Annotated in this window: 22 protein-coding genes and 3 pseudogenes; 11 read left to right on the top strand and 14 right to left on the bottom strand. The window is 58.9% G+C overall.

Annotated features, from left to right (window positions below):
• The first annotated feature begins 782 nt into the window (after nt 1-782).
• Nucleotides 783-2,171 carry an FAD-binding oxidoreductase gene (locus ACPYOI_RS25335; protein ID WP_481423535.1) on the top strand — a complete coding sequence of 463 codons (1,389 nt, stop codon included), beginning with the start codon at nt 783-785 and terminating at the stop codon, nt 2,169-2,171.
• Nucleotides 2,172-2,629: 458 nt separating this feature from the next.
• On the opposite strand, the pseudogene ACPYOI_RS25330 reads toward ACPYOI_RS25335, so the two are convergent.
• Nucleotides 2,630-2,863, bottom strand: a pseudogene (locus ACPYOI_RS25330) (DUF983 domain-containing protein); the annotation flags it as partial.
• A 366-nt stretch (nt 2,864-3,229) separates the two neighbouring features.
• Between ACPYOI_RS25330 and ACPYOI_RS25325 the strand changes: the two are divergent.
• On the top strand, nt 3,230-4,099 hold the full coding sequence (locus ACPYOI_RS25325; protein ID WP_481423534.1) for a class II fructose-bisphosphate aldolase: 870 nt from the start codon (nt 3,230-3,232) through the stop codon (nt 4,097-4,099).
• 85 nt (nt 4,100-4,184) lie between these two features.
• On the opposite strand, the pseudogene ACPYOI_RS25320 reads toward ACPYOI_RS25325, so the two are convergent.
• Nucleotides 4,185-4,490, bottom strand: a pseudogene (locus ACPYOI_RS25320) (YhjD/YihY/BrkB family envelope integrity protein); the annotation flags it as partial.
• 154 nt (nt 4,491-4,644) lie between these two features.
• The gene (locus ACPYOI_RS25315) at nt 4,645-6,000 is read right to left on the bottom strand and encodes a glycosyltransferase (protein ID WP_481423533.1); all 1,356 of its coding nucleotides are present in this window, start codon (nt 5,998-6,000) and stop codon (nt 4,645-4,647) included.
• Between the two features lie 194 nt (nt 6,001-6,194).
• Between ACPYOI_RS25315 and ACPYOI_RS25310 the strand changes: the two genes are divergently transcribed.
• Both ACPYOI_RS25310 and ACPYOI_RS25305 read left to right on the top strand, forming a co-directional pair.
• Nucleotides 6,195-6,701 carry a hypothetical protein gene (locus tag ACPYOI_RS25310; RefSeq protein WP_481423532.1) on the top strand — a complete coding sequence of 169 codons (507 nt, stop codon included), beginning with the start codon at nt 6,195-6,197 and terminating at the stop codon, nt 6,699-6,701.
• A gap of 174 nt (nt 6,702-6,875) precedes the next feature.
• Nucleotides 6,876-7,217 carry a DUF1127 domain-containing protein gene (locus ACPYOI_RS25305; RefSeq protein ID WP_481418553.1) on the top strand — a complete coding sequence of 114 codons (342 nt, stop codon included), beginning with the start codon at nt 6,876-6,878 and terminating at the stop codon, nt 7,215-7,217.
• Nucleotides 7,218-7,735: 518 nt separating this feature from the next.
• Here the strand turns inward: ACPYOI_RS25305 and ACPYOI_RS25300 are convergent.
• Both ACPYOI_RS25300 and ACPYOI_RS25295 read right to left on the bottom strand, forming a co-directional pair.
• Nucleotides 7,736-8,857 carry a branched-chain amino acid ABC transporter substrate-binding protein gene (locus ACPYOI_RS25300; RefSeq protein WP_481423531.1) on the bottom strand — a complete coding sequence of 374 codons (1,122 nt, stop codon included), beginning with the start codon at nt 8,855-8,857 and terminating at the stop codon, nt 7,736-7,738.
• 437 nt (nt 8,858-9,294) lie between these two features.
• Nucleotides 9,295-9,564, bottom strand: a complete 270-nt coding sequence (locus ACPYOI_RS25295; protein WP_481419262.1) for a hypothetical protein — start codon at nt 9,562-9,564, stop codon at nt 9,295-9,297.
• A 452-nt stretch (nt 9,565-10,016) separates the two neighbouring features.
• Between ACPYOI_RS25295 and ACPYOI_RS25290 the strand changes: the two genes are divergently transcribed.
• Nucleotides 10,017-10,220, top strand: coding sequence for a cold-shock protein (locus ACPYOI_RS25290; RefSeq protein ID WP_481422718.1), 204 nt, complete (start codon nt 10,017-10,019; stop codon nt 10,218-10,220).
• Nucleotides 10,221-10,788: 568 nt separating this feature from the next.
• On the opposite strand, the gene ACPYOI_RS25285 is transcribed toward ACPYOI_RS25290, so the two are convergent.
• From ACPYOI_RS25285 to ACPYOI_RS25275, 3 genes are all read right to left on the bottom strand, one after another.
• Nucleotides 10,789-13,098 carry a multiheme c-type cytochrome gene (locus tag ACPYOI_RS25285; protein WP_481419261.1) on the bottom strand — a complete coding sequence of 770 codons (2,310 nt, stop codon included), beginning with the start codon at nt 13,096-13,098 and terminating at the stop codon, nt 10,789-10,791.
• Nucleotides 13,099-13,131: 33 nt separating this feature from the next.
• On the bottom strand, nt 13,132-14,145 hold the full coding sequence (locus ACPYOI_RS25280) for an HAD family hydrolase (RefSeq protein ID WP_481423530.1): 1,014 nt from the start codon (nt 14,143-14,145) through the stop codon (nt 13,132-13,134).
• 90 nt (nt 14,146-14,235) lie between these two features.
• Nucleotides 14,236-15,813: an arylsulfatase gene (locus ACPYOI_RS25275; protein ID WP_481419265.1), complete on the bottom strand. Its 1,578-nt coding sequence runs from the start codon at nt 15,811-15,813 to the stop codon at nt 14,236-14,238.
• 522 nt (nt 15,814-16,335) lie between these two features.
• On the opposite strand from ACPYOI_RS25275, the gene ACPYOI_RS25270 reads away from it, so the two are divergent.
• Nucleotides 16,336-17,157, top strand: a complete 822-nt coding sequence (locus ACPYOI_RS25270; RefSeq protein WP_481423529.1) for a hypothetical protein — start codon at nt 16,336-16,338, stop codon at nt 17,155-17,157.
• A gap of 277 nt (nt 17,158-17,434) precedes the next feature.
• Here the strand turns inward: ACPYOI_RS25270 and ACPYOI_RS25265 are convergent, their stop codons facing one another.
• From ACPYOI_RS25265 to ACPYOI_RS25255, 3 genes are all read right to left on the bottom strand, one after another.
• Nucleotides 17,435-17,599, bottom strand: a complete 165-nt coding sequence (locus ACPYOI_RS25265; RefSeq protein ID WP_481419267.1) for a hypothetical protein — start codon at nt 17,597-17,599, stop codon at nt 17,435-17,437.
• Nucleotides 17,600-17,662: 63 nt separating this feature from the next.
• Nucleotides 17,663-18,067: a DUF302 domain-containing protein gene (locus tag ACPYOI_RS25260; protein WP_481419258.1), complete on the bottom strand. Its 405-nt coding sequence runs from the start codon at nt 18,065-18,067 to the stop codon at nt 17,663-17,665.
• Nucleotides 18,064-18,333, bottom strand: a complete 270-nt coding sequence (locus ACPYOI_RS25255) for a hypothetical protein (protein WP_481419257.1) — start codon at nt 18,331-18,333, stop codon at nt 18,064-18,066. Before ACPYOI_RS25255 ends, ACPYOI_RS25260 begins: the two co-directional genes overlap by 4 nt.
• 264 nt (nt 18,334-18,597) lie before the next feature.
• Between ACPYOI_RS25255 and ACPYOI_RS25250 the strand changes: the two genes are divergently transcribed.
• Nucleotides 18,598-18,774, top strand: coding sequence for a universal stress protein (locus tag ACPYOI_RS25250; RefSeq protein WP_481419256.1), 177 nt, complete (start codon nt 18,598-18,600; stop codon nt 18,772-18,774).
• Nucleotides 18,775-19,174: 400 nt separating this feature from the next.
• Nucleotides 19,175-19,411, top strand: coding sequence for a hypothetical protein (locus ACPYOI_RS25245; protein WP_481423528.1), 237 nt, complete (start codon nt 19,175-19,177; stop codon nt 19,409-19,411).
• On the opposite strand, the gene ACPYOI_RS25240 is transcribed toward ACPYOI_RS25245, so the two are convergent.
• Nucleotides 19,386-20,672, bottom strand: coding sequence for a glycosyltransferase (locus ACPYOI_RS25240; RefSeq protein ID WP_481423527.1), 1,287 nt, complete (start codon nt 20,670-20,672; stop codon nt 19,386-19,388). The genes ACPYOI_RS25245 and ACPYOI_RS25240 overlap by 26 nt on opposite strands.
• A 378-nt stretch (nt 20,673-21,050) precedes the next feature.
• Between ACPYOI_RS25240 and ACPYOI_RS25235 the strand changes: the two genes are divergently transcribed.
• Nucleotides 21,051-21,212 (top strand): hypothetical protein, encoded by a 162-nt coding sequence (locus tag ACPYOI_RS25235; RefSeq protein WP_481419253.1) that lies wholly within the window; start codon nt 21,051-21,053, stop codon nt 21,210-21,212.
• Here ACPYOI_RS25235 and ACPYOI_RS25230 read toward each other — a convergent pair.
• Both ACPYOI_RS25230 and ACPYOI_RS25225 read right to left on the bottom strand, forming a co-directional pair.
• Nucleotides 21,209-21,721, bottom strand: a complete 513-nt coding sequence (locus ACPYOI_RS25230) for an acyloxyacyl hydrolase (protein WP_481423537.1) — start codon at nt 21,719-21,721, stop codon at nt 21,209-21,211. The two genes, ACPYOI_RS25235 and ACPYOI_RS25230, sit on opposite strands and share 4 nt — an antisense overlap.
• Before the next feature lie 1,643 nt (nt 21,722-23,364).
• Nucleotides 23,365-24,090, bottom strand: a pseudogene (locus ACPYOI_RS25225) (aminotransferase class I/II-fold pyridoxal phosphate-dependent enzyme); the annotation flags it as partial.
• Nucleotides 24,091-24,182: 92 nt separating this feature from the next.
• Between ACPYOI_RS25225 and ACPYOI_RS25220 the strand changes: the two are divergent.
• Both ACPYOI_RS25220 and ACPYOI_RS25215 read left to right on the top strand, forming a co-directional pair.
• Nucleotides 24,183-24,602 (top strand): cupin domain-containing protein, encoded by a 420-nt coding sequence (locus ACPYOI_RS25220; RefSeq protein WP_481423526.1) that lies wholly within the window; start codon nt 24,183-24,185, stop codon nt 24,600-24,602.
• A gap of 42 nt (nt 24,603-24,644) precedes the next feature.
• Nucleotides 24,645-24,782, top strand: a 138-nt coding sequence (locus ACPYOI_RS25215) for a carboxymuconolactone decarboxylase family protein (protein ID WP_481423536.1), incomplete at its 3' end; no start/stop codon positions are given.

Raw genomic sequence — 24,782 nt, 5'->3', positions numbered from 1 at the left:
GCCTTATGAATCGATAATTCGGGTACGATCTCATGCATCCTGGTCTCCTTCTACGATCCAAGGCGAACTGTTGGTTCGGCTCGGTCACTGCACCACGCGTCAGGAACGCTCCTTTTGATCGTGAAACGGAAGGTATGCGCATCAGGAAAACGGTCTCCCGGCGCCACCTCCGACCGATCATTCCGGCCAGCAAGGGTGAATTTTCTGTTCCGTAACATTTGCCTCCCTATTCGGGAGAAGCGCACGTCTCGGAGAGCCGCCCATGTCTATCGGACACCATGGAGACGGCGCTGCCGCTGTGGCTAAGCCGATTAGGTTACAGGCAAGTTGCGATCGCCCGTCGGATGGTTGCAGCTGTAACGTTGGCAGGGAATATTGAATGGATAGTGACGGGCCGCATAGCTAGGTGGTCGAAAAGAGGTTCGTGTTTTGTGGAAGCGGTTCGACCGATCGAACAAGGCGGGCGTATTCGAGCTCTTCTTCGACCACCTCGCATCCCTCTCGGGGCGCATCCGGTACAGATGTTCGACAGTGCCATCGTCCCGCGCCCATGTTTCGGCAGCGGGCGCAAAGGGGGCAGAACGACAAGGCGCTTGGCGTTCGCGCGGGGAGCTTCCTTCGTTGCTCTCGTCGCCGGCCTCATCTTGGTCAAATCCGTCCACGCAGCCGTACTCGCGGCACTGCGCCGGCTACATTCGAAACCAACCTAATCGATTTTTGACATGAACATGTAACGACGCCGAAACAGGTTTCGCGGATTCACTCGTACTGTGGAGAAGATGATGCGCTATCCCCAGCTTAAACGTCGCGACGGCGCCGTAGTCAATACCGCGGCAATCGCTGCATTCCGAGAGGGCTTCGCGGGGCAGGTGATCCTGCCGCAGGATGACGCCTACGACGCCGCGCGGCAGATCTGGAACGCCAGCATCGACAAGCGCCCGGGGCTGATCGCGCGCTGCGCCGGTACGACGGACGTGGTCCGGGCCGTCAAGTTCGCGCGGGCGAACGACCTGCTGGTCGCGATCCGCAGCGGCGGCCACAACGTCGCCGGCCGCGCCCTGTGCGACGATGGCATCGTCATCGACCTGTCAACCATGACCGGAGTCTTCGTCGACACGCGGCAGCGCACGGTGCGGGTGCGCGGCGGCACCACCCTGGGCGAGCTGGACCGCGAGACCCAGCTGCATGGCCTAGCGGTCCCTGTCGGCGTCGTCTCTCGGACCGGCGTTGCGGGGCTGGCGCTCGGCGGCGGCGTCGGCTGGCTGGTGCGCAAGCACGGCCTGACCTGCGACAACCTTCTGTCCTGCGAGGTCGTCACGGCGAAGGGAGAGATGATCACCGCCGATGCCGAGTGCCATCCGGACCTGTTTTGGGGCCTGCGCGGCGGCGGTGGCAATTTCGGCATCGTCACCTCTCTGTTATTCCGGGCGCATCCGGTGACAACGGTCCTGAGCGGCGTCGTGCTTTATCCGCGCGATGTCGCCGCGGCGCTCTTCCGGCACTATCGGGATTTCATGGCGACGGCGCCGGAGGAGCTCACGGCCTATGCCGGGCTGATCTCGACTCCGGAAGGCGCGCCGGTCACGGCCGTGATCCTGTGCTACAGCGGCGATATCACGGAGGGGGAGCGGGTGGTACAGCCTTTGCGAAGCTTCGGCACGCCGCTGATGGATGCCGTGCAACCGATGCGCTTCGGAGCGATGCAGGCGCTGTTCGATGCCTCCATCCTCGACAACACCTTCAACTATTGGAAGTCGACCTTCCTGACCGAGCTGAGCGATGAGGCCATCGAACTGATCGTAGATCATGGCAACCGCATCGAATCGCCGCAGTCCGCCGCCATGATCGAATTCTACGGCGGCGCCGCCAGCCGGGTCGGCCCCACCAACACCGCCTTCGGCCAGCGCCAGGCGCAGTTCAACATCGGCATCAACGCGCAATGGACGGACCCCGCCGATAGTGACCGGCATACCGGCTGGGCGCGAACCATGTGGGATGCGCTGCGTCCCTACTCCAGCGGCGGCTACTTCCTGAACTTCCTCGGCGACGAGCCGGCGAGCACGATTCGCGCCGCGTTCGGCCCGAACTATAAGCGCTTGGCGAGACTGAAGGCCGAATACGATCCAACCAATTTTTTCAGCCTCAATCAGAACATCCTACCAGCAAACTGATCCTCGGCAGCAGCTGTTGGCCTGCGAATAACCATCGCGTTAGACGTTGCAAGCTTCTCACAAATACGCCCGCGAAGGTCCAATAGCACCGCTTATCATCGCTCCGCACGTTCTCCAAATGAACCCGGCCTCTCGGAGCAGCGCTCTACAGGGACCGCGCTCGGATCGAGCAGGCTATTGGAAAGGTCAAGCGGTTCAAACGCATCGCCTGCGCGGCGAAAAGACCATGCGAAACTTCTTCGCCTTCATTGCTCTCGCCGCCGGCTTCCCTTGGGTCAAATCCGTCTACACGGCCCACCTGGAGGTTGACGGCGTTCAATAGCCCATCGCCGTCATGTGGACGCCGCGAGTTCAACAATCGCCGCTCGTTTCTTCAGCCAGCGAAGAACACGAATCCCTCCTGGTCCATCCACTGAAGAAGCCGCTCGCTTCTCGTCTTGATGAGGATGTCACCGAGCTCAGCGTCGCCAATCGCGATCAATGCGGCCTTCCTCGGCCTTATGAAAATATTCGGAGCGGACAAGCTAGCCTTTCAGCGGCCGCAGCAATATCACGCACGCCACAACTGTCAGAGGCAAGGTTGGAACGAGATGTGCGCACACAGGTGGATCCAAGGAAAATTGGAGCCACACGGCGAACCCAAGTGCCGGCACAGCCACGATACTCATCGCAAAGAACGCCGGCCCGTCGGCGGATCCCCCGATCCGCTTTCGACAATGTGTGAATCTGATAGCCTATTGGGGAGAAGGGGAGTCGCGGCCTCTCTCGCGCCTCACACTGATATCTGTCAGTCCCTTCGTGAGAGGTCCAGCTTGCCACTAAAGTCCGTCCTCATTCGATGTTCTGCATATGTCTCTGAAGAAGTTTCACTCGAGAGGCGATCATTCGTGGTATCTTCTGTCATGAATTGATAGCCTCGGTTTGCAATGGTGGCGTCGGCAGCAAGCATGGAATCGACCCGGAACTGCTTTGTATGCCGGGGCTTTGCCAGAAGGTATCAGACGGCTGTGGCGACATTTGTTTGATGCAGGTGATCTATCATTAGCAACGGAGCGTTCATGAAAACTTTTCGGGAAATCCTTCAGAAGGCCGAAGCCGATCGTGTGGCGATCGGGCATTTCAATGTCTCCGACTTCACACTCGTCAAGGCGGTCTTCGGCGCCGCGCAGGAGGTCAAGGTACCTGTCATCATCGGTGCGTCGGAAGGGGAGCGGAAATTTTTCGGGACGAGGCAGCTTGCCGCTGTGGTGAAAAGCCTCAGGGAAGAGTTCGACTGGCCGATATATCTCAATGCCGATCACACGCATTCGCTGGAGAGCGCGCTGGAGGCCGCGAAGGCCGGGTTCGATTCCGTCGTCTTCGATCTCTCCGCCCTACCGGTCGAAGAGAATATCAGGAGGACGAGAAAGGCGATCGAGGAGCTGAAGTCCATAAACCCGGCGATCCTGATCGAGGGAGAGATCGGCGATATCGGAACGGGGTCGGAAATTCACAAGCAAATCAACACGCACGACCCGATCTTGACGACGCCGGCGGAAGCGAGGCAATTCGTCGAGGCGACGGGGATTGATGTTCTCGCGCCGGCAGTCGGCAACGCCCATGGCATGGTGCAGAGCATGGTGGAGGGCGAAACCAAGAAGCATCTGAGGATCGACCGCATCCGGGAAATCAAGGCGGCGACCGAAGTCTTCCTGACGCTGCATGGCGGATCGGGGACGGCGGATGCCGACCTGAAGAAGTCGATCGATGCCGGCATCAACATCGTGCATATCAACACGGAGCTGCGCATCGCCTGGCGGCGCGGCCTCGAGGAAGGGCTGGCGAAGGAGAAGTCCGAAGTGGTCCCGTACAAGATCTTGCCGGTTGCGGTTTCCTCGGTGCAGGAGGTCGTGCGGTCGAGGCTGAAGCTCTTCAATAAGATGCCGTAGGGGCCTTGGCATACGAAGGCGGGATCAGGCGCGTGCGATTATTGGCGCCCGGTCGAGACGGTCCTTGGCTTATCGCGATTCGCGAGCCTAGCTCGTTTCCTCGGGAAGTGATGGCGGTCGAACTTGCGCCCGGCGGAAGAAGTCCTGACAGCTCCCGGAGGTGGTCAGCCACGGTGGCCGGATCCGCGATCAGCCCGTAGAGCGCGACGAGCGCCGACAACGAGGGGAACAGTGCCAACAAGAGGTAGAACGTCACTCCGGCCGCGATAAGCGTCACACGATCATCGCTGACTTCGTGGACCAGCCGCCAAAAGACATCGCGTAGGCCTTTGACGGGTATCGCCTCGGGTGCATTTGCGTCCGTTCCCCGGCCGGGCTCGGCTTCGGCTATAGCGGACACCGCGATCAAGGGCAGCCTGACGGGTCGCCTCTTCCTTTTTCCAGGAACTGCTTTCTGCTTCCTGCGCCAACATTGACGCAGGCTCAACTGCTTCACCGTGCCAAAAAATCCGCGACATTAAAGAGGCAGCTTGCCGACGAGCGATCTATTGGCGACGTGCAAGCCGTGCCCGGGCTGCGATCGCAAGCTCTTTCATTCTTAAATCGCTGTCAGCAGAACGATTGGCGGCTTGGCTGACGATCCTCAGAATTTCACTTCGCGTGTCGATCTCGGCGAATTCCTCGGCCATCAGCAGCGCGCGCGACCGATAGCACGGCTCGTCTAGCACGGTGCGAATGGCCTGCTTCAGCGCGGATGGTGTCGGTTCATTGGTCTTGAGATCAATTCCGACGCCGGACCAGGCGACACGCGCGTTCACGTCAGCCTTGTCCTCAGTCAGTCCGGCGGTGACGAGAGGAATCCCGAGACTCAGGGCCTGGTTGACGCTGCCGTAGCCACCATTGGTGACCAGCACATCGACCTTCGGCAGCAGCCATTCGAACGGCAGATAGCTGGCAAGACGCGCGTTGCTTGGAATTGGGCCTGGTATGGCATCGGTCGGGCGACCACCGGCGGTCGCGACCACAAGCACGTCGGATTCGTCGGCGAGCGCCGCAAGCGTTGGAGCGACGAGAAGGTTGAAATCGTGGTTCGCAACCGTTCCCTGCGTCACCAGGACGACCTTGCGTGAGCCATCCAGTTCGTGAGCAAAGGGCGGCAGCGGAGCTTGATTCGGAATGAAAGGCGGGACTCCGACGAAGTTCACCGAGGTTGGAATTTTACGGGGAAACTCGAAACTCGGAACCGACAGCTGCATATAGGCATCCGCAAGCTCCACGACCGAATCGAAAAGAGCTGTCGACAGCGGCTGGACGCCGAGTTCCATGAGGCACAGATCCGCCCGTCTGGCGATGGGATGGCTGACGAGCCTGTCGTGTTCTTGGGCGATCGCCGCATATTCCTCGTGTTGCGCTTTGGTGACTGCCGGTGGCAGGCCCGCAAAATGCGGCGCATTGTCTTCGCGGCGCCAGTGCAAGATCGACGTGCCGCAAAGAACGATCGGCGGCCTTTTCGAGCGCGGCCCGAGCAGCATCGGCAGGAGGCCGAAAAACATATCGTCGCCGATGACGACATCGGCCGGAAAGTCACGCAGAACCTGCTGCAGACCCAGGTGCTGGGCAGGAATCGTATCGACGAAAACGCGTTCGATAGCAATGCGCAGCCATTCGGGTCCGGGCGGCATGGTCTTCAACTCCGGAGCGATTGAATGGATGTCCTCCGGATCGAAGTCAGCACCCGGCGGGAGCGGATGGAATTCAGCCGTAATGCTTTCGATGCGCTTGCGCAAGGCTGTGCCTGATAAAGTAAGGACCCGATGACCTTCGGCAATCAGGATTCGGCCGACTGCAAGCAATGGATTGAGGTGACCCGTTGCCGGCGTCGAGACAATGAGAATGTTCATGGTATTCAATCGCTCTGTTGTTGAAACATAGCTCTTGCCCCTTCTCCGGAGTTAAGTCCGCTCCGTGGCCCGAGCAGCGACGAGAATGAGCGATCACTGTTACCGCCCAGCTTCAGAGCGGTGGTGAAAGGCTACGCTTGAAATATTGGATGCTTGCCGAAGCGATTGCGCAGCGGCTCTAGGATAACGCTTCTTTGGCGGCGGGGCAGGATAAGGAAGCCGTTCCTCTGCGATCGGCTCTTGCCGTCCGAAGGAGTGCCTGTTTCTCCGAACAGGCGAATACAGGCTCTGGACCGCTGAACTACAGCCGTAACCTGCTTTTCCAGATTCGAAACGCTCCTGTAGCCGGGCGCCAGCAATCTCTCTGCTGTCGACACTCGACAGTTAGTGGAGAAAAGCAAATGCAACAAAAAGGAAATTCACCGCGCGCCATCATCGCTGCCAACAGCAACCGCGTACGCGAATGGGAAGGAGAACCGTCGGATCTCGAGGCCATCCTGCCTTTCATGTTCAAACCGGAGCCACCCATCGTCGTCGACGACAGAGGAGGTTGGCTCAAGGTGGCTCTATCCCGGGCGATATCGAATATCATGGAGGGTCTTGAGCTCTCTTGTGCCGGCCTGCATCCGGAAAACCGCCATGTGCCCGATGAGGAGGAACATGTCCCCAAGCATGACCAAGACTCGTTGCGTGCTGGATAGCTCGGGCCTGAAAGCTGGATCTTTCCGCTTCCTGGAGCTCGCGGCCCAATCCCGAACACGTCCAGCGCAGAAGAGCGCATCGCCAAACCGCAGCGAGAAGTAAGCCCAGGCACGGACACCTCATCCGGTCGCGGATCATCGATCCTATCGTTACTTGCCACGCCGTGGCACGGATTGGCCCGTGCGGCCGAGATGCGGCGGATGCGAACAGCGCTGGAGGTCCTGGATGATCGGATCTTGAAGGATAAAGGACTGTCACGTTGTGATATTGACCCGTTGTCAGACTCGGGCGGCGTTCGGATTGACGCCACTTCGACCCGATCGGACCGTCCGCTTTGGAATACGGGCGCAGTTCCACGCGCCTTATTCCACGACTTCGTAGCTGAAGAGCAAGGCGGGAGCTGCCTCCGGCGCGACCGTGGCTGCGGAAGAGGACCCCTCTCGGTGAAAGTGCGTTGCGGGTTCACGACGCCTACCCGCTGCCGATCTACCCTCGTCCTCACCACCGCAGCTTAGGCGGCTAGCGCATAGCTGCTATCCCCATCAAGGCTGCTGGTCCTAACACCTAATCCGGGATTTGTCGTCCAGGTGCGAATTTTCTCGAACCAATTCCCTGCGCCCCTGACAGGGTTGCAAAGGAATATGTCACAAGTTTTTTCCATCGAAATTCGTTTTCATCGCTATTGCGCTGTCTGGTTTTGCATTGCGCCGTCGCTTGCCCATGCGCGTCTGGTGGGGCACTGCCGTCGACAAACGTCTTGGATTGTGACTGGCGGCAGTTGCTGCATAGTTCCGGAAAAGTCCGGCCCTCGACAAAAGCGTCACAATTGCAATCGGGATGTCTCGGCTGCAGAACAGCTGAACGAGCCAATTTCGCAAGGGCGAAAACGAGAACCATACTTCTCAATCACTTTTCGAAAATCGGCAGCCATCTCGATGCGGCGATCTCTGTCTAGGACAAGGAATTCACGATAGAACCAACGATGACGTAGGACCGGCGCCCGGTCGGTGACCGGGCGCCGGTCACTCCTCTCTTAAGGCAGCATGGAATAGGTCATGGCGCCGCTCGCATCGGCCTTCCAGACGTACATGGTGTAGTCCTCGTCCTTGCGGTCGCCCTTTTCGTCGAACTCAAGCTTGCCGATCACGGTGGGAATTGGCGCACTCATGTGCTTCAAGGCATCCGCCACCTTCTGCGGATCGAGGGAATTGCTTTGCGCAAATCCTGCCTTTAGGACCTCGAGCGCCGCAAACGAATACAGCGTATAGGCTTCCGGCTCGAACCCATCGCTCCTGAACGACGCCACGATGGCCTTCGCGGCAGGATTGAGACGAGGATCCGGCGCAAAAGTCATCAAAGTGCCCGCTGCAGCCTGGCCGGCAATCTGACCGAATTCGCTCGACGTGATACCATCGCCACCGATCAGGACCGCATGCAGCCCCTGATCCGCCGCCTGCCTTACGATCAGGCCGCCTTCGGTGTAGAGACCGCCAAAGTAGATGGTTTCCACACCCGCAGCCTTCATCTTCGAGATGATCGCGGAGAAGTCCTTGTCACCGACAGTGACCCCCTCGTCCATGACCTCGGTCATGCCGCCCGTATTGACCGTCCGCTTCACCTCATTGGAAATCCCTTCACCGTAGGCGGTCTTGTCGCTCAGGATTGCGAGCTTCTTGTCCTTGAGGTTTTTCAAGATGTAGTTACCGGCCACTGCACCCTGCTGGTCGTCACGTCCGCATACCCGGAACGTGTTCCAGAGTCCCTGCTCGGTGAACGTCGGATTGGTCGAACCGGGGGTGATCTGCAGGATGCCGTTCTCGGCATAGACCTGCGAGGCGGGGATCGATACGCCGGAATTGTAGTCGCCAATCACATATTGGACGCCATCGGAAACGAACTTGTTTGCGACGGAAATCCCCTGCTTCGGATCGGATGCATCGTCGCCGAGTTCGAGGACGATCTTGTCGCCGTTTATTCCGCCCGCCGCATTGATTTGCGCAACCGCCTTTTCCGCGCCCTTGCGGAACTGCTCGCCAACGGTAGCGTTCGGCCCGGTGAGAGGTGCTGCAACGCCGATGAGAATATCGGCATGCGCAGCGCTCGCTAAAATAAGCGACACACCCAGGGCCAGAGATATTGAAAGACTGCTATTCATAACGAGACTCCCGTCGTTAGGCCAACGGACTGTCTGTCGCTTTTGAGAATTTCGGCCGCGTTTCCAAACGTGGAAACTACGTTGCAACTGTAACCCCGAGCGCTGGTACTCCTCGGGAAAAGCACGAAAAAACAAAGTGCCGGGATTTGCTCGCAGACGAGCGAAAAACCATCGACCGGATCCGAAGGCCGCCTAAACGGCACTGGCTTAGCGAAATTGCGCCCCGGCCGATTGCGAGTATGTCAGACGTTCGCGCGCGCGGCGAGCTTCAACTCATAAACGAATTTATCAGGGATTCAGCCGGCGCCCTTGGTTTAGGTGACGCCCATCCGACGACATGCCGCATTTGACCGGCCGCATCCTCGGGCGTCTCATAGGAGGCGGCTCGCCAGCCCCTGCCCGCGGCACGCAGATTCGGTGGAGCGAGCAGGTCTCGTTCAAGACCAATCACCCGGCCAATGAACGACCGTCGGATGCAGCGATGCGCCCGCAAGCGCAAACGCCTCGATAAAAAGCTTAGCCAGCCTCTGAAGCAGCGGTTCTGCTGTTTCACGGTGGACAGGCGAAGCCGGCTCGGGTGGAACATCTCGAATATCCACGCGACCGTCCGTCCCGAACGTGACGATCATTCCATCGACCGTGACGATCCGGAGGTGATGGCCTCGAGCATGGGAACGCGCGGTGGGCTCGGTTTGCACGGTCGGCATGAAAATCTCCTGACTATGTCTCGGAGACAGATCTGGAACGCGGCTGTTACATTCCCGTCTTACAGACGGCAAATTCACCTACACCTGTAACCGAGGCCAAGCACATGATCCCGTGTTTCAGGGATTTGGATCGTGGTGGTAATGCTTCTGCTGGATTGGCCAAGCGAGCCGAGACAACAAACATCCACCCGGAAGCTCGTTTTCGGGTGTTTGCGGCAGCGAGGCGCGCGAAGGCCGCTGCCGTAAGCCTTGCGAACGAACGGTAATTGGCTTCACAGTCCATTCTCCCGAGTTCCTTTCTTCGGCGCCAGCAAAGCTCACCGAAATCGATCATGAGCACCGTCGCAGTTCGCCACAAAGCGGCCACCTCATGCTCACTGTTGATCAACGAGCGTTGGCGCTGTAGCTTCCGCTGCGAAATTTGGACAAACGACACAGGGAATAGATTTCTCATGCCAACGGGTACGGTCAAATTTTTCAACGACGACAAGGGCTTCGGCTTCATAACGCCTGATAGTGGTGAACAAGATGTATTTGTTCACGTGTCTGCTTTGCAACGCGGCGGTTCCCTCCGCGAAGGCGATAAGGTCAGCTTCGAGATCGGACAGGACCGCAAGACCGGAAAATCGAAGGCGGAGAACGTCTCGGTCCTCTGACTAGTGGATTTCCCAGCCTGCCTAAGGCAGGCTGGGCTCAGCATCACGATGTCGTTGCAGACCGACGTGATGGCGCCGAGATCTGTGAGCAGCCTTTTCGGGTGTAGGACCGCGTCATGGCCCGCGATCCTCACTTACTGCGTGACGCAGTGTGAGCCGATTCCATCTATCGCCAAGCAACATCGCTCGAGTGAGCACCCCCTGCTCTTGATGGGATGTGAACCATTGGCCCTGTTCTTACAGTATCTAGATGTAGCAGATTCTCTAGCCCAGGATGGACTTGGCCTGGCCGGAACGACTGGTTTGGGGCCGATGGCCGACCGTTCGCTGCTAGGACACCCACGCGGAAAGCGGACATCAGAGTTCTCGCCGTCAAGGTCTGGGATTGGCGCTCAAACCGGATATCGGAACTTTAATCCACATCCGCACTCCGGCATCGTACTGCCACCGAATGTATAGACTACGAAGCACCACTTGTTAATTCGAATGCGGTATCGCCGCGGTTGCCTCTGTCGGCGACGAGTTGCGTATTCGCACAAGACTATTCAACTGATGATCATATGCAGAATTATCGATCATCATTGGGGCCTGCCTGCGGTTGATGCGGATATGATGTGCTTCGAAGCTGTCGCAAAAGCGAGGTGACATTTGGATTGTCCGGCTGCAACCTCGCGAGTTGCTCCGCGAGCTTCAATGTTTCGTCGTGGCGTCCCAGTTTCATTCCAAGCGCGATCGCCGTACCGATGAGGTCGGCGTCGCGTGTTTGGTCGGCGATCGCTCCATCCAGAAGCGAGAATGCCTCTTCCGTTCGGCCAACCGAATCCAGACCGATTGCGAAAGTGATTCTATAGCGCGCGTTGTCCGGTTCGAGCCGAACCGCGGCTTCGAGCTCCCGAATGGCATCGGGCATGGCCTTCAGGCGCACCAGCGCGAGCGCGTGACCGTAGCGAAGCGCGGCGTTGTCCGGCAGGCCTTTGATAGCTGAGCGGTAGGCAAGCTCTGACTTTTCGCTCTGTCCGGCAACGCGATAGAATTCTGCAAGGTTGGCGTGGGAACCCGCGAGCGTTGGATCGAGGGCAATGGCGTTGAGAAAGGCACTCTCGGCCTGGTCCATCAGACCCTGTCTCGCCAGAAACAGCCCATATCGGGCTTGAGCTTCGGCACCGTCGGCATTTGCATTGGCATATGCTTCGAGATCGTCCGCAGCGACGCTGAATGCCTTGCGTGTGGCTTCGGGCAGTTCCGCAACCGCTCCCCCGAGAGCGGCTACCGCGGCTACCCGGATGGCCCGGATCTCGTCCCCGAGCAGAGTTGCGATTTCTTGCCATCCGAGTTCAGGAGGCAAGTTGACGGCGGCTTCCGCGGCCCCCAGCCGCACGATTGGATCGCTATCTTCCGCTGCCGACGTTACGTCCGCCGCTGCCGCCGGTCCGGCTAACCTCGTCAATTCGGCGACCGCACTCGCTCGCACAAAGCCGGACTGCTCGCGGTCTGCCAAAAATGCACGCAATGCATCGATCGAGCTTGGCTCGCCCTTGGCGGCCGCCGCGAATGCGTGGGTAACCGTCTGACGCTTGCGCCAATTCGTGCCGTACCATTGATCCATCTTTTCGGCGGCCCAGGCATTCGTCCTGTCACTGTGGCATGAGGTGCACGCATTGGGGATGCCGTAGGCTTCGGAAAGATCGGGACGTGGGATGACGAAGGAATGGTCGCGACGCGGATCGACCTTCATGTAGGTGCGTTGGGGCATATGACAGTTTACACACCGCGCGCCGGCCGATCCCTGAGGATGCCCAGTGTGGCTAATGGCATCGAACGTGCCTTTTGGGTCGAAGCTGGTGAACCTTGCAGAACCAGTCTCCGCGTGGCACCGCGTACACAAGCCGTTGCCCTCGGCGAGCAGCGTGCCTTCATGGGGTTGATGGCAGTCGACGCAGACGACGCCCGCCCGCGACATCTTGCTTTGCTGGAAGGAGCCGTATTCGAAGACCTCGTCGAGTATCTGCCCGTCCGGGAAATACAGGTCCGGGCGCATCAGCGCAGGAGAGAAATAGTCGAGGTAGGCTCTTCCAGGTTCGAACCCATCGCGTAGCTTGATCCTCCGTGAATGGCAGGCAAAGCAGGTGTCCATCTCCACCTTCGGCATCGCGACCGTTGACTGGGCGCTGGAGCCTATCGAGTTGCTTTTCGCCCAGTCAACATGACGAGCACCGCCGCCGTGACATGATTGGCATCCGATACTGGTCGCCACGTAAGAGGATCGATATGACCCTGTCGCGGCCTCGAAATTCGCACGCGGATCGGTGGAATGGCAGTCGATGCAGGTGCGGTTCCACCGGTAGAACAGGCCGGTCCAGTGGAATGTCGATCCCGGCTTGGACGGCTGCCCGTCTCCCAGCCAGAACCACTCTTGTTTCGCTGTATCCCAGGCGATGTCCAGTGCCTGCAGTCGTCCACCTCCGATGTCGACGAGATATTGCTGCAGCGGCTCGTAGCCGAACGTGTATTTGACTTCGAAGTCTCGCTGCTTGCCATCCGGCCCTTCGGTCCGAACGAAAAAGCGATCGTCTCGCTTGAAGAATTCGGCGTCGATTTCTCCGTGCTCGAAGCTGCTGTCGTTGAAATCGCCGCGAACCGTGATGTTGTCCGCAACGGCCATGGCCCTGGCATGATGGGACTTTGCAAAGGCGGCCGCCTGCTCGGCGTGACACGAAGTGCAGACCTTCTCGTCAACAAATCCTTCGTGAGAAGCGATAAGTGGGTCCGACGTCACCGGGCCGTTTTCTGCCTCCGCGCTTGTGAAGGGGCCGGTGATAGACGAGATCAGAATGGCCAAAAGCGCAAGTCCTACAATGGTGAACAATGTTCTGGTCACCGGTCACACGCCTCCCGCGGTCGTGATCAAATCCTATCGTTGCGGAAATACTTCCTTCCAGTCGCTCTTCATGTCGACCACGGTCCATCCGGTTATCGCCGCCGCATCGAGCGCCTTGTCGAGGCGGCCGAATTCAGTGTCACGGTCGTAGGCATATTCGCGATCCGCGTCGGTGTGATGGATCAGCACGCCGAGGCGTGCAGGCGCACCGCCCATCGTCGTCCATTGCAACATTTCGAGATCCCCATCGGAATTGCCGAAGGCTGCGATCGGCCGCCGGCCGATCTCCTGGTTGATACCGACCGGCTTGCCGGCCTTGTCATCGATGAAATTGACTTCGGGCAGGCGGTACAGGGTTGGAGTGTCGTCCTGCATCCTGAACTCGGTCTTGATCGAGGAGCCGACGACCTGCTCCGGTGGAATGCCATAAGCTTTTTCCGCCCACGGCCTCATGAATTCCACGCCGCCGCCCGAAACGACAAAGGTCTTGAAGCCGTTGGCGCGCAGATATGCAAGAAGCTCGACCATCGGCTGATAGACGAGTTCGGTGTAAGGCCGCTTGAATCTGGGGTCGCGCGCGGTGGAAAGCCAGTCGGTCACGACTTTCTGGAAATCGCTGGTGGTCATTCCCGCATGGGTGACCATGACGAGTTCCAGAAGGCCCTTTTCGCCCGAGGCGGCCAGCGTCTTCATGTCGCCTTCGAGCGCTGCCTTGAACGGCTGCGTATCCTTCCATTCCGGATGCTGCGGAGCGAGCGCCTTCACGCGGTCGAGCGCGAAGGCGAGCTGGGTGTACATCGGATGCTCGACCCACAGGGTGCCGTCATTGTCGAACACAGCGATGCGCTCCGGTACCGGGACAAACTCCGGCGAACCCTCCTTTGTCACCTTCCCGACGAAGGCGACGATGGCCGCTTTAGGAGTCGTGTCGTTCCACGACGGCAGGGGATCGCTCTGGGCCTGCGCCGAAGCGACAAACAGAAACGCCGCCGCAACAGCCAGCGCTCCGTCGCGGGCCGGTTTGAAGAAACCTTGAATGGCGAACATTGGGCATCCTCCCAAGGGTTCTTGATGCGAGGGTCAGATAGACCGTCTAGCTAGAAGACGGCGGCCCGGATCCGGGCCGCCGTGCTCAAATCAATTGCCGGTTGGCAGCGTGATCGAGACGCCTTCCTTCGCGAGCTCGTCTCGTACCCACTGGAAGCGTTCGTAATCCGATAGCGTGATCGGGCCGTTGTAGGTCAGACTTTGGGGCTTGCGAGGCGGGTACTGCACGTAGGTCGCCATGATCTTCTTCAGTTCTTCGCCCATGACGACACCCATCCAGGTCCGCTCGGTGAAGTTGTTCATGAAAATGTCATAACGTTCCTGCGGGTCCTGCCACAGATCGAACACCTGAGGGACCGTGGCTACATATTTCTCGGCACCCTTCCACCCGAGGTTTGAATCGACCGCCAGGCCGCCCGTCTGGGCTCCGTCATCGCCACGGAGATTGAACACAAATTTGTAGTTGTTAACGCGTATCGCGCCGGGGGAAAGTTCGTTTTCGGTAAAGTAGAACCAGGATTTGCGTTCTGATTTTCCGGTGCCGAGCAGGATCGGCGAGAGGTCATAGCTGTCGAAGATGATGGGCTTGTCTTCGCGGTCCTTGTCGGGCAGCGGCACCCCGCCGACTGCGGCGAATGTCGCCATCAGGTCGAGGCCACCGACGATATCGTGATTCTTGGTTCGAGGTTTGACCTTGCCTGGCCATACTGCGATCGCAGGAACACGGTTGCCGCCCTCGCGCAGGGTGCCTTTGGTGCCGCGGAACGGGGTGTATCCGGCATCCGGATAGACGTCCTGCCATGCCCCGTTATCCGTCGTGTAGAAAACCAGCGTGTTCCGGTCCATTCCGGTTTCACGCAGTTTGTCCATGATCCGGCCAATCCGGGTGTCGAGTTCCACGATCGAGTCTGCGTACTTCGACTTCGACAGCGACTTGTGCTCGAATTCAGGCGCCGGCATGTTTGGCTGGTGCACCTTCATGAAGTTGACGTTGATAAAAAATGGTTCGTCCGGCGTCTTGGCGGCTTCATCGAGGAATTCGAGGGCCGCCTTCTCAATGTAACTGTCAAAGAACGGAATGCCGACGACGCCTTCCTTGCCGTCGATCAAGGGCGTGTCGACATATTGGCCGTTGATCTTGAAGTCTTCGGTCACCGGCCCGCCGGCTTTGCCGGAGAGGGCGCCTTTGGTCACTTTCTGGAACATCGCCCTTAGTGCCGGATCCATGTCCGGGAACCACGTCGGGTCGGCATAGGTGTAGGCATTCAGGTGATAAAGCCCGGCGTACTTCATTTCATCATAGCCCTGAGCGTTCGGCAGCGCATAGTCGGCCTCGCCGAGATGCCATTTGCCGGTGAAGTAGGTGTGGTAGCCGCCTCGCTTTAGCACCGATGCAAGCGTCCACTCGGCCGCCGGCAGGCCGCCGCCCTGGCCCTGGAAAGCAACCGTCGTCATGCCGCTGCGGTTTGGAATGCGCCCGGTCTGCATCGCTGCACGGCCGGGCGTGCAGCTCGGCTGGGCGTAGAAGGAAAAGAACGTCATTCCTTCGTCAGCCAGCTTGTCGATGTTCGGCGTCGGCATGCCACGGCCTTCGCCGCCGCCATAAGGGCCGAGATCGCCATAGCCTGTGTCATCGGACACGATGAAAAGGATATTGGGTTTTCGCATCTCCTGGGCGAGAGGTTCAGGGGTCGCCGCCCAGAATGTTGATGCGATCGTAAATGCGAAGAGACTGTAAATGCCAATGTTGCTCTTCATCTCATAACTCCTGTGTTGAAGCCAGAAAAGTGCGAAGATCGGGCGTTTCGCCCTTGTTGGCAGTCGTTTCATCGATTTGAGTGTATGATGACTCCGCCGCTTGCCTTCCCTTATGTCGCGGCGGGTAAGGCAAACATCATATGCTAAGGTTTTTGGGTTCTCGCGTCACGAATAGTGGAACGGCGCGCATTGATTCAGAAATGGTTTTGTGAGGCTCCTCTATCCGTCCTCCCAACGGACCATCGTCCAATATTAGCAATATAACATAAAAAGATCTTCGCTTCCAGATTGAGAGTGTTGCTGATGCCACAGTGGGTGAACAGCGAGGCTTCCTCGCAATTCTCTACGAACATAGGCCGTTACTAATATTATCCTTCGATATATTGTCCGCTTGGAGATTCGTAGGAACAGAAGGCGGAGGGGAACTGCCGAATGACCTGTTACCGGAGTTTCATGAGGGCACTGGCGCTGGCTGTGAGTTCGGCGCTCGTTTCGCAAGTCTGGGCGGCGGATATCGATAATGCAGCGCCGCCTCAAACCGCTTCCGATCCTGGCGGCTGGACGCTCAGCCTTGCGCCTTATTTCTGGGCTGGCAGCATCAACGGCGATGTTGGGGTTCGCGGACGACAGCCCATCGAGGTGGATGTGCCGTTTCGTGATATTTTCGACAATCTCCGCTTCGGAGGCATGATCGTCGGTGAGGCGCACAACGGAACCTGGGGCGTATTCGGCGACCTGATCTACCTGAAGCTGGAGGTGGAGAAGTCAGTGACACGAACGGTTGCGGGCGTCCCCCTCAACTTAGCCGGGACTCTCGAGACCAGCAGCCTGACCGGAACCCTGATGGGCGAATACCGTGTTGTTGCGCAGCCAGCGGTAACGGTGGATCTCATGGCGGGCGCCCGTCTCTGGAACGTCGACAACGAGGTCGACATTGCCCTTTCTGCGGGCGGGCCCCCGCTTGCCGCGTTAAGCGGCAGCGAGACAAACACCTGGGTCGACCCCATGGTTGGGGCGAAGGCACGTGTTGACCTATCGCCGTCCTGGTATTTGACCGGTTGGGGAATGATCGGCGGCTTTGGAGCAGCTTCCGACTTTGCATGGGATGTGCTGGCCGGCGTTGGTTATCAATGGAACCAGTCGTTCTCAGCGGTCGGAGGCTATCGTGCCCTCGGTGTCGACTACAGCAACGACGGCTTCGACTTCGACGTAATCGAATACGGGCCAATTTTCGGGGTCGTGATCCGGTTCTGAAGCATAAGTTGTAAGGTGACTTCGCAGGCACATTGCCAATAATTGACTGCCCGACCTGAGACATAGGTGACGTTTTGTACCGGAGACATGGGTAACACTTTCCGTTTTTGGCGGGAGGTGTTGATGCCGTGGAGAGAGACTTCGGTGATGGAGGAACGTCTGCGTTTTGTTGCCCGCCTTCTCGACGGAGAAATGAGCGATGTGTGCCGCCTTGAACCAACTCGAACCCTCGACCAACCATTTCGATTAGCTGGCATAAGGCGATATTATGGAACTTTCATGACGTCGCCGCCATGGTGCTGCTGATCCCGGCGGCCGGAGTATTGCCGCCAATTCTGATATAGCTATTGGGAACCTTGCCAATCGCAGCTTTTACCGCGCTGAACAATTCGGCTGTCCGGCCCGTTGCGTCGCGCAATGCGATCGTACGGAGACGAGCCATGATGAATTCCCTTAATGCTGCGTGGTTGAGAGGATATTGGAGCGGGCTGCCGACACGAGACGGTCAGGTAGCTTCACCCTTTATAGTATTGGCGATCAAAGTCTCAGCTTTGGAAAAGCGCGCCAGATGTTCGCTGGTAAGGACCGTCGCAGTCGTGATTGCCGCGGCAGGATGATGCGCGACTATCGTCCGTCCGCTGCTGTCTTCTCTCACCAGAACGCGCAGCGGTAGGTCCAGGGCCAGGGCTGGAGTTACGAGCATCAGCGGTGTGCCCACCTGCGGACTGCCGAAGATAACAACGACGGTCGGCGGCATGTTGAGCCCGGCTTCCGTAGCGGCGGCGCTGTGGTCGATACGCGCGAATATCTTTAAGCCGGCTTTCTCGAATGCATTGCTGAGGCGATCCAGCGTCGCAGAGAAATCATAGGCACTGGTCAGTTCAACTACGCTTGCGGCACGTTCACTCATTGGTGTGCTCCTTGAAGACCGGTGTAGACCCTATTTGTAAACCGATCGCCGTTGAAAACGAAATTACCCCATTTGGCGTTGAAGGCGGCCGTCGGCTTGGCGGCGATGATCTCATCAACAGATTTAACTTGGTGCTTCAGGGCGGCCACCCGATCGCGCACCGCGGTCAGCATGTCGCGGAATTCGATCAGCTGTGCGCGGGTCCCGACCGGACCATTTTGGGGGAAGAGGGACCGAGAGCCGACTTGACGAACCAAAGCCGCCATTGTGGAACGCCTGCGGATCCTTGGTGCTGCCCCCTCAGATGCAATCGACCTGTACCATATCGGCGTACCGCTCAGCGCCGATGGGTTTACATCGGACGAGCTTTACGTCGCGTTGAAAAATCTGGAGCAGGAGGGAGTCATTGAACTGATCAGGGGCAATAGGCTGCTCACAACGAACCCCTTGTGCTAATCCTATGGACGAACCCGCACGGAATGGGGCTGCTACGGCTTCGTAGGAGAGCGCCGGAATCACTCGCTGGTCAAATGCGATCCGGTGGAGCATCGATCGCAAAGATCATCCTCGATCGCGCTGCCAACCTTGCTGCCGATTTAATTGTAATCGGCGCTTACAGTCACTCCCGTCATCTCGAAATCGCCTTCGGCGGCACGAGCCGTTCCCTGCTCGCGCATGTACCGATCCCGTTGTTGATTGCGCACTAGCACTATATCTGCGGACGCAAGTCCCGTGTATCGACCGATACCGGTGCCAATCCAATGGAAACGACAGAGGAGCCGGATCCGAGTAGTATCGGACGAAAGGACACCCATCCGAAGTTTCTGATATTCGATAACGTTTGCACTTGAGTTGTCTCGCAAATCTTCCTCCCAGCCACGGAAGATCTCTGTTGACCCCTTCAATTTACTGGTCTGCTTCCCCACCCTCGGGCCTTGCGATGCATCTCAGTATCAAAAGCCCTGCGAATAACCAGGCTTCGAGCTGAATTTCAGTTAACGCTGCGACCGCCTAAAGCCGGGGAATGCGTGGAGACGGTCGGCCAAGCGGCGGGGTTGCAAGGGATGACACGTGCCGCACTTGCTGTACAGAGCGGTGGCGCCCGACATGACCGATACAGCGATCATGCCAACCCGACTCGGCGGCGCTGCGCATTGGCAGGGCGAGCGGCGGTACGTGAACAACCTCGCGCTGGATGATGCCGCCGACGCCGCAGCGTTCTACGGCCCGAAGCGTTACCGGCGCCTGGCGGCCAGGACAGTTCCGAGGGTCCGAAACCTCGCTCTTCATGAGCCTGTGAATGGTGCTGCTATCCGGGTCAGCGGGACCCGGCAGCCGCGATGATCCGGAGAATTTCAGATCGCGTATCGATCCCAGCGAACTCCTGAGCCAATACCGACGCGCGCGCACGGTAGCTCGGCTTTTCGAGCACGGTCCGGATCGCTTCCCGCAGCTTCTCCGGCGACGGCTGGTTCGTCGCCAGATCGATCCCGACGCCGGACCATGCGACGCGCGCGTTCACGGCAGCCTTGTCTTCCGTAAGGCCCGCTGTGACAAGAGGAATGCTGAAGCTGATCGCCTGGTTGACGCTGCCATAACCGCCGTTGGTGACAAACACATCGGTCTTCGGCAGGATCCATTCGAACGGCAGATAACTTGCGAGGCGGGCATTGCCAGGAATTGGGCCAGGTATCGCCTCAATTGGCCGACCGCCCGCCGTGGCGACCACGAGCACGTCGCGCTCGTCGGCGAGTGCCTTCAGCGTCGGCGCAATCAAAAGATTGAAATCGTGATTGGCGACGGTGCCCTGCGTGACCAAAACGACCTTGCGCGAGCCATCCAATTCATGCGCCCAAGATGGGAGTGGCGCCTGATTTGGAATGATGGGCAGGGCGCCGACGAAGTTCACCGTGGCCGGCATGGCGCGCGGATACTCAAAACCCGGCACGGAAAGCTGCATGTCGACGTCTGCGAGATCCACCACGGATTCCAAGAGGGGCACGTGCACAGGTCCCAGGCCTAGTTCCCCGAGCACCTGATTTAACCGCAGGGCCAGCGGCTGATTGACGACGCGGTCGTAATCCCGTGCGATGATAGCGTATTCATCAAACTGCGCCTTGGTGACTGCAGGTGGAAGGCCAGAAAAAACCGGCGCACCGTCTTCACGGCGCCAGTGCAGAACCGACGTACCACAGACGACAATGGCAGGCCGGTTTGAACGCGGCCCAAGAAGCATCGGGAGTATGCCGAAAAACATGTCGTCCACAATGATGACGTCCGCTGGGGAGTCCCGCAGAACCTCGCCTATTCCCTCGTGCTGATGGCGGATGCTGTCGACAAATATGCGCTCCAAAGAGATGCGTAGCCATGCCGGCCCGGGGGGTGTGTTTTTGAGCTCCGGAGCCGCTGCGTGGATGTTCCCCGGATCAAAATCGACCTGTGCCGGCAACGGATGGAACTTTGCACCGATACCTTCGACGCGCTGGCGGAACCCGGTGCCCGTCAAGCCGGTGACCTCATGTCCTGCGGCGATCAAGATGCGCCCGATGGCAAGCAGCGGGTTGAAAAGGCCCGATGCGGGCGTCGAAGCGATAAGAATCTTCATGCTATCCTCAAGTTCTATTTCGACCAGCTCTCGCCGGTCTTGACGATGCGGGTTTCACCATCCTTCGCGATCCACACGATCTCACCCGAAGGCACAGAGGCGTGGAGACGAGCCGACCTGGCGTGGCGTGCGGCACGCAGTCCGCGCCCCGCCTACAGTCGACTTCCACGGCCGAGAGCGACCTGCCGCGGATGTTCGCGATTGTTTGCCTGAACTTGGGCGCGACCGTTTCAGCCTGGCGGTGCGGGCAACGGTGGGACGCGAGCGCGATCTATATGGCGGGGATGACGATACCGATCTTCACGGGTTTTCTGTTTCTGACCGGTAAGAGATGGCGCATCGGTAGCCTATCAAAAGAACCAAGAACGCGAATAAATCGTGTACTACGGCGGGATGAACAAGCCGCTGAATTTGAAAATCGATCGATCGACAAAGGCTTCGCTGTCAAAACAGATTCGCAAGGCGTTGACGAAAGCCATCGAAAGCGGCGTGCTGGGCCGTGGTCCTGGAGACGATCGTCGGCCCTATCGTTTTGCTTAGAATTTGTAGCCGAGCTGCACGCCTGCACGTGTCATGCCGTCATTTGGCCCATTGCAGAGGTTGGCGTGGGAGGAGTGGGCAACCTGAGCCATGACATTCCAGTGACTGTCGAAGCGATAGCCCGCGCCGACATACTCACGGAAGAGGACACGGCAGCCGAGTGCAGGGCCGTCGTCGTTGTGATCGAGTTCGCCGGTATGGATCAAACCGCCAAAACCAGCCTCGGCAAAAAGCTTCTCGGTAAAGTTGGCAGTCCAGGAAAAGCCGGTGAAGAACTGGGTCGCTTCACCCTCATTTCCGATCGACGTGCCGAGGTGGATACGCGGGCGCACGAGCGTCTGCGTCCACGTCGTGGCGGAATCGGCACCGAACGGATCGAAAAAGACGGTGACTTCCGGAAAGATGCCGTCTTCCCGCTCGTGGCCGCCCTGGATCGATGCCGATGCGCCAAAACGCAATTCGTCGAAAAGCTGGTCCTGCGCGTAACCTGGACTTGCCAACACCGGCATTAGCAGCGCAGCCGCGAACACGCAGTTGGATTTCATTGATAGTCCTCCGCGGGCCGAATCTCACCGGTGCGCAACATGGAAGGTGCTCACAGCAAAGTAAAGGCTCGGGATGATTTCATCGCGGACGGGACGCTGATGGGGGTGGCCATGCTGGGGCGATTGCCGGCGTCATCGGCAGCTTGGCGGCTTTGTGTGGCCTCATCTGAGCCGATTGCGATCGGTACGCTACCGCACCGGAACCTTATAAATGCTTTCAGTGTTCTAGCTGTTGGGATCGCGTGGCGTGGTTCGCTGATAGACCCCTTCCTTTGCCCTCACTGGAAAGTCGCGCGATCCTTTCTTCGTCAAACTGCCCCGCTTCGGCGGCGTCCTTTTTGTCCGTACGCTACCGGACGGGAACGGCCGCCTATCCTGAGCGTTTGGATGACGGCCGCGCGGTAGACTTCCTTACCTCAGCCGCCAGCGATGTCAGATTGCAGCTCTCATCCTGGCGCCGCGCGGCCACGTTTTCCCCGTGACCTGCCCCGCTTCGGCGGGGCTTTTTTTGGAACATTACGGAACCAGCCTTGTTTGGCGCACTTGGGGTGCGCGGTACTTCTTCTGTTCAAGCGGGTGGCACCTCTATCCGGGTGCCGTGGTCACGGTTCCCGAACACCCTCGGAAGTGGTCAATGACTGATCCTGCTCGATATTCCGGCAAGCCACCGAGGCGCACCTTGGGTGTGTGGATCCTGATAGCTCTCGCTGTCGCGCTGGCTTTTCTGCTTGCTTGGCTGTTCGGATGGTTGGGTCCGGGAGATTTGCGAGGGTCCGATAGCATATCAGTACCGTTGAGCTGGCTGGTCGCCGGTTCCAGCTGTCACTGGCGGTTAACGTAGTGCCAATTGATCATTGACGAGCTGGCCGACATGCAGCCGCGACGCCAGCCCATCCCCTGAGCGTATCTATCGCGATTGCATGAATCGCGAGCAATCACCTTAGGCGCATGCTCGAATTAGGGGTCGGAACAAGAGCTGTTCAAAATCGTACGTTAAGGTCGAACAAAGTGCGAATTACGCGGCGCGGGCCCTGGCTGGCGCGAGGCTGGATTCCGCTTTCGACTGACATCCTCATCATGCTGGCCCCCGTAGAAAATCCTGAGGCCATCGAGGGCTGGCTTGTCGACGAGGGGGAACAGCGGACTGTGATCGGTTGCATCGTTCTCAACCGCATGCTGGCGTGTGGACGTCCGGCGTCAAGTCAGGCAGGTATAACCGACTACATCAAAGATCGAAATGCGCTAGATTTCATATCCGCGCACCAACGCCCGTCGGGCCTTTTCTGACGTCCGCTTCGCTCGCGATGACCGCCTCCGCCCCGGTTCTTCTTCTGGAGATCGCCGGCTGAGCCGGCGATCTCCATTTTGAGGCGACTATACGCAGGAAATGTGGTACGCGCGACCGACATCCGAATATCCCTCCTGTCCGCCCCGCGTCCTGCCTCGATTTACATCTTCGTCGGATTGATGATAGCAGCGTTGAGGTCCTCATATGGCTCGCAGTCGGTGCCGCAGATCGTCTTGATGATGCCTAGCTGTTCTTTGGCAAGGTCGACGCGGCCTTTGATGACATAGGCTTCGCCGAGATATTCACGAACTTGCGCATAGTTCGGATGATGACGCAGCCCATGATCGATATCTATACCGTCTGCATCAACCGGAATCGGGGAAAGCGACAGACATGCCAGTTCAAGCCCTTTCCTTGTCCATGGAAATCCCGGGTTCTCGAACCACGCGGCATGCGCGGCGAGACCGAGAACGTTGAGCCCAAGACCGAGCCCTGCCCCGAACCCTCCCGTAATGATCACCTGCGATGGTGAGCAATTGATGCCGCGGGCGACGGCCAGATATGCCTCGATTTCCCGCCTCAGCGCAAGCTCGCCGCGGGGGTCAGGATAAAAAGGAGGAGCGCTCGCCTCTGCACGGACGGCATGGGCGCGGATGCGTGCGAACAGTGTTGCCGGGAAGGTCTCGGTTGCCGGCACTCCCATCTGGAAGAACGCAGGCCCCTGCGTCATTTCCAGATAAGTCTCCAGGAACGAGCCTGCATCTGGCGGCGGCTCCTTCTTGCTCACGGCGCGAGGGCGTTGGGCGACTCGGCTTCCCGTGATGCGCGAGGCCTCGATCAACTGGGCGGCGGCAAGCTTCTCATAGGCGGTCCGCACCGTTCCGCGCGCGACGCCGAGTTGGACAGAAAGATCCTGCCACGATGGAAGCCGTGCGCCGGGCTCCAGCACGCCATCTTCGATGGCTTTGGCGACACCCCTTCGGATCTGCTCGGACAAAGAAGCCTTGGCCGAACGGTCGACGTTCAAGTTGAGCGGCTTGTTCATGCGGCCATGGTACACGATTTATTCGCGTTCTTGGTTCTTTTCTCTGGCTCAGAGAATCCGCATCTTCGGTGCGTCTCACAAGGAGAAAAACCATGGATATCCGCATCATTGCCGCTGCCGTCATGGCCGCGCTTGCCTCGACATTTGCCGCACCTGCCCCGGCTCTTGCTGGCCCAACCGAAACGGTCACAGCCAAGTTCGATCAGGTTATTGCCAACATCCCCGGCAAGTCGCTCCGAGTCGTGGAAGTCGACTATGCGCCCGGTGCCGCTTCCCTGCCGCACACCCACGCGAAGTCCGCCTTCATCTATGCCTATGTGCTGTCCGGCGAGATCGAGTCGAAGGTGAATGACGGTGCGACCCGCATCTACAAGGCCGGCGAGAGCTGGTTCGAACCGCCGGGCGCGACCCATTCGATCAGCCGCAATGCGAGCAAGACCGAGCCCGCGAAACTGCTTGCTGTCTTCGTTGTCGACTCCGACGACAAGAAGCTCACCACTCCCGTCAAGTGAAGGACGAACTGAACGAGGACCAAGAGGCTCGATTACAATCAAATCGCTCCCAACGGGGCCAAGGCGCTCGGCGGCGTCTATGGCTATGTCATGCAGAGCGGTCTGCCTAGCGAACTGGTAGATCTCGTCTATCTGCGGGTCTCGCAGATCAACAATTGCGCCTATTGCCTCGATATGCAC

The sequence above is a fragment of the Rhizobium sp. SVR5-2C genome (genome assembly GCF_056755115.1).
Note: the sequence above shows the minus strand (reverse complement) of the source record. Positions and strands in the feature narration are given on the sequence as shown.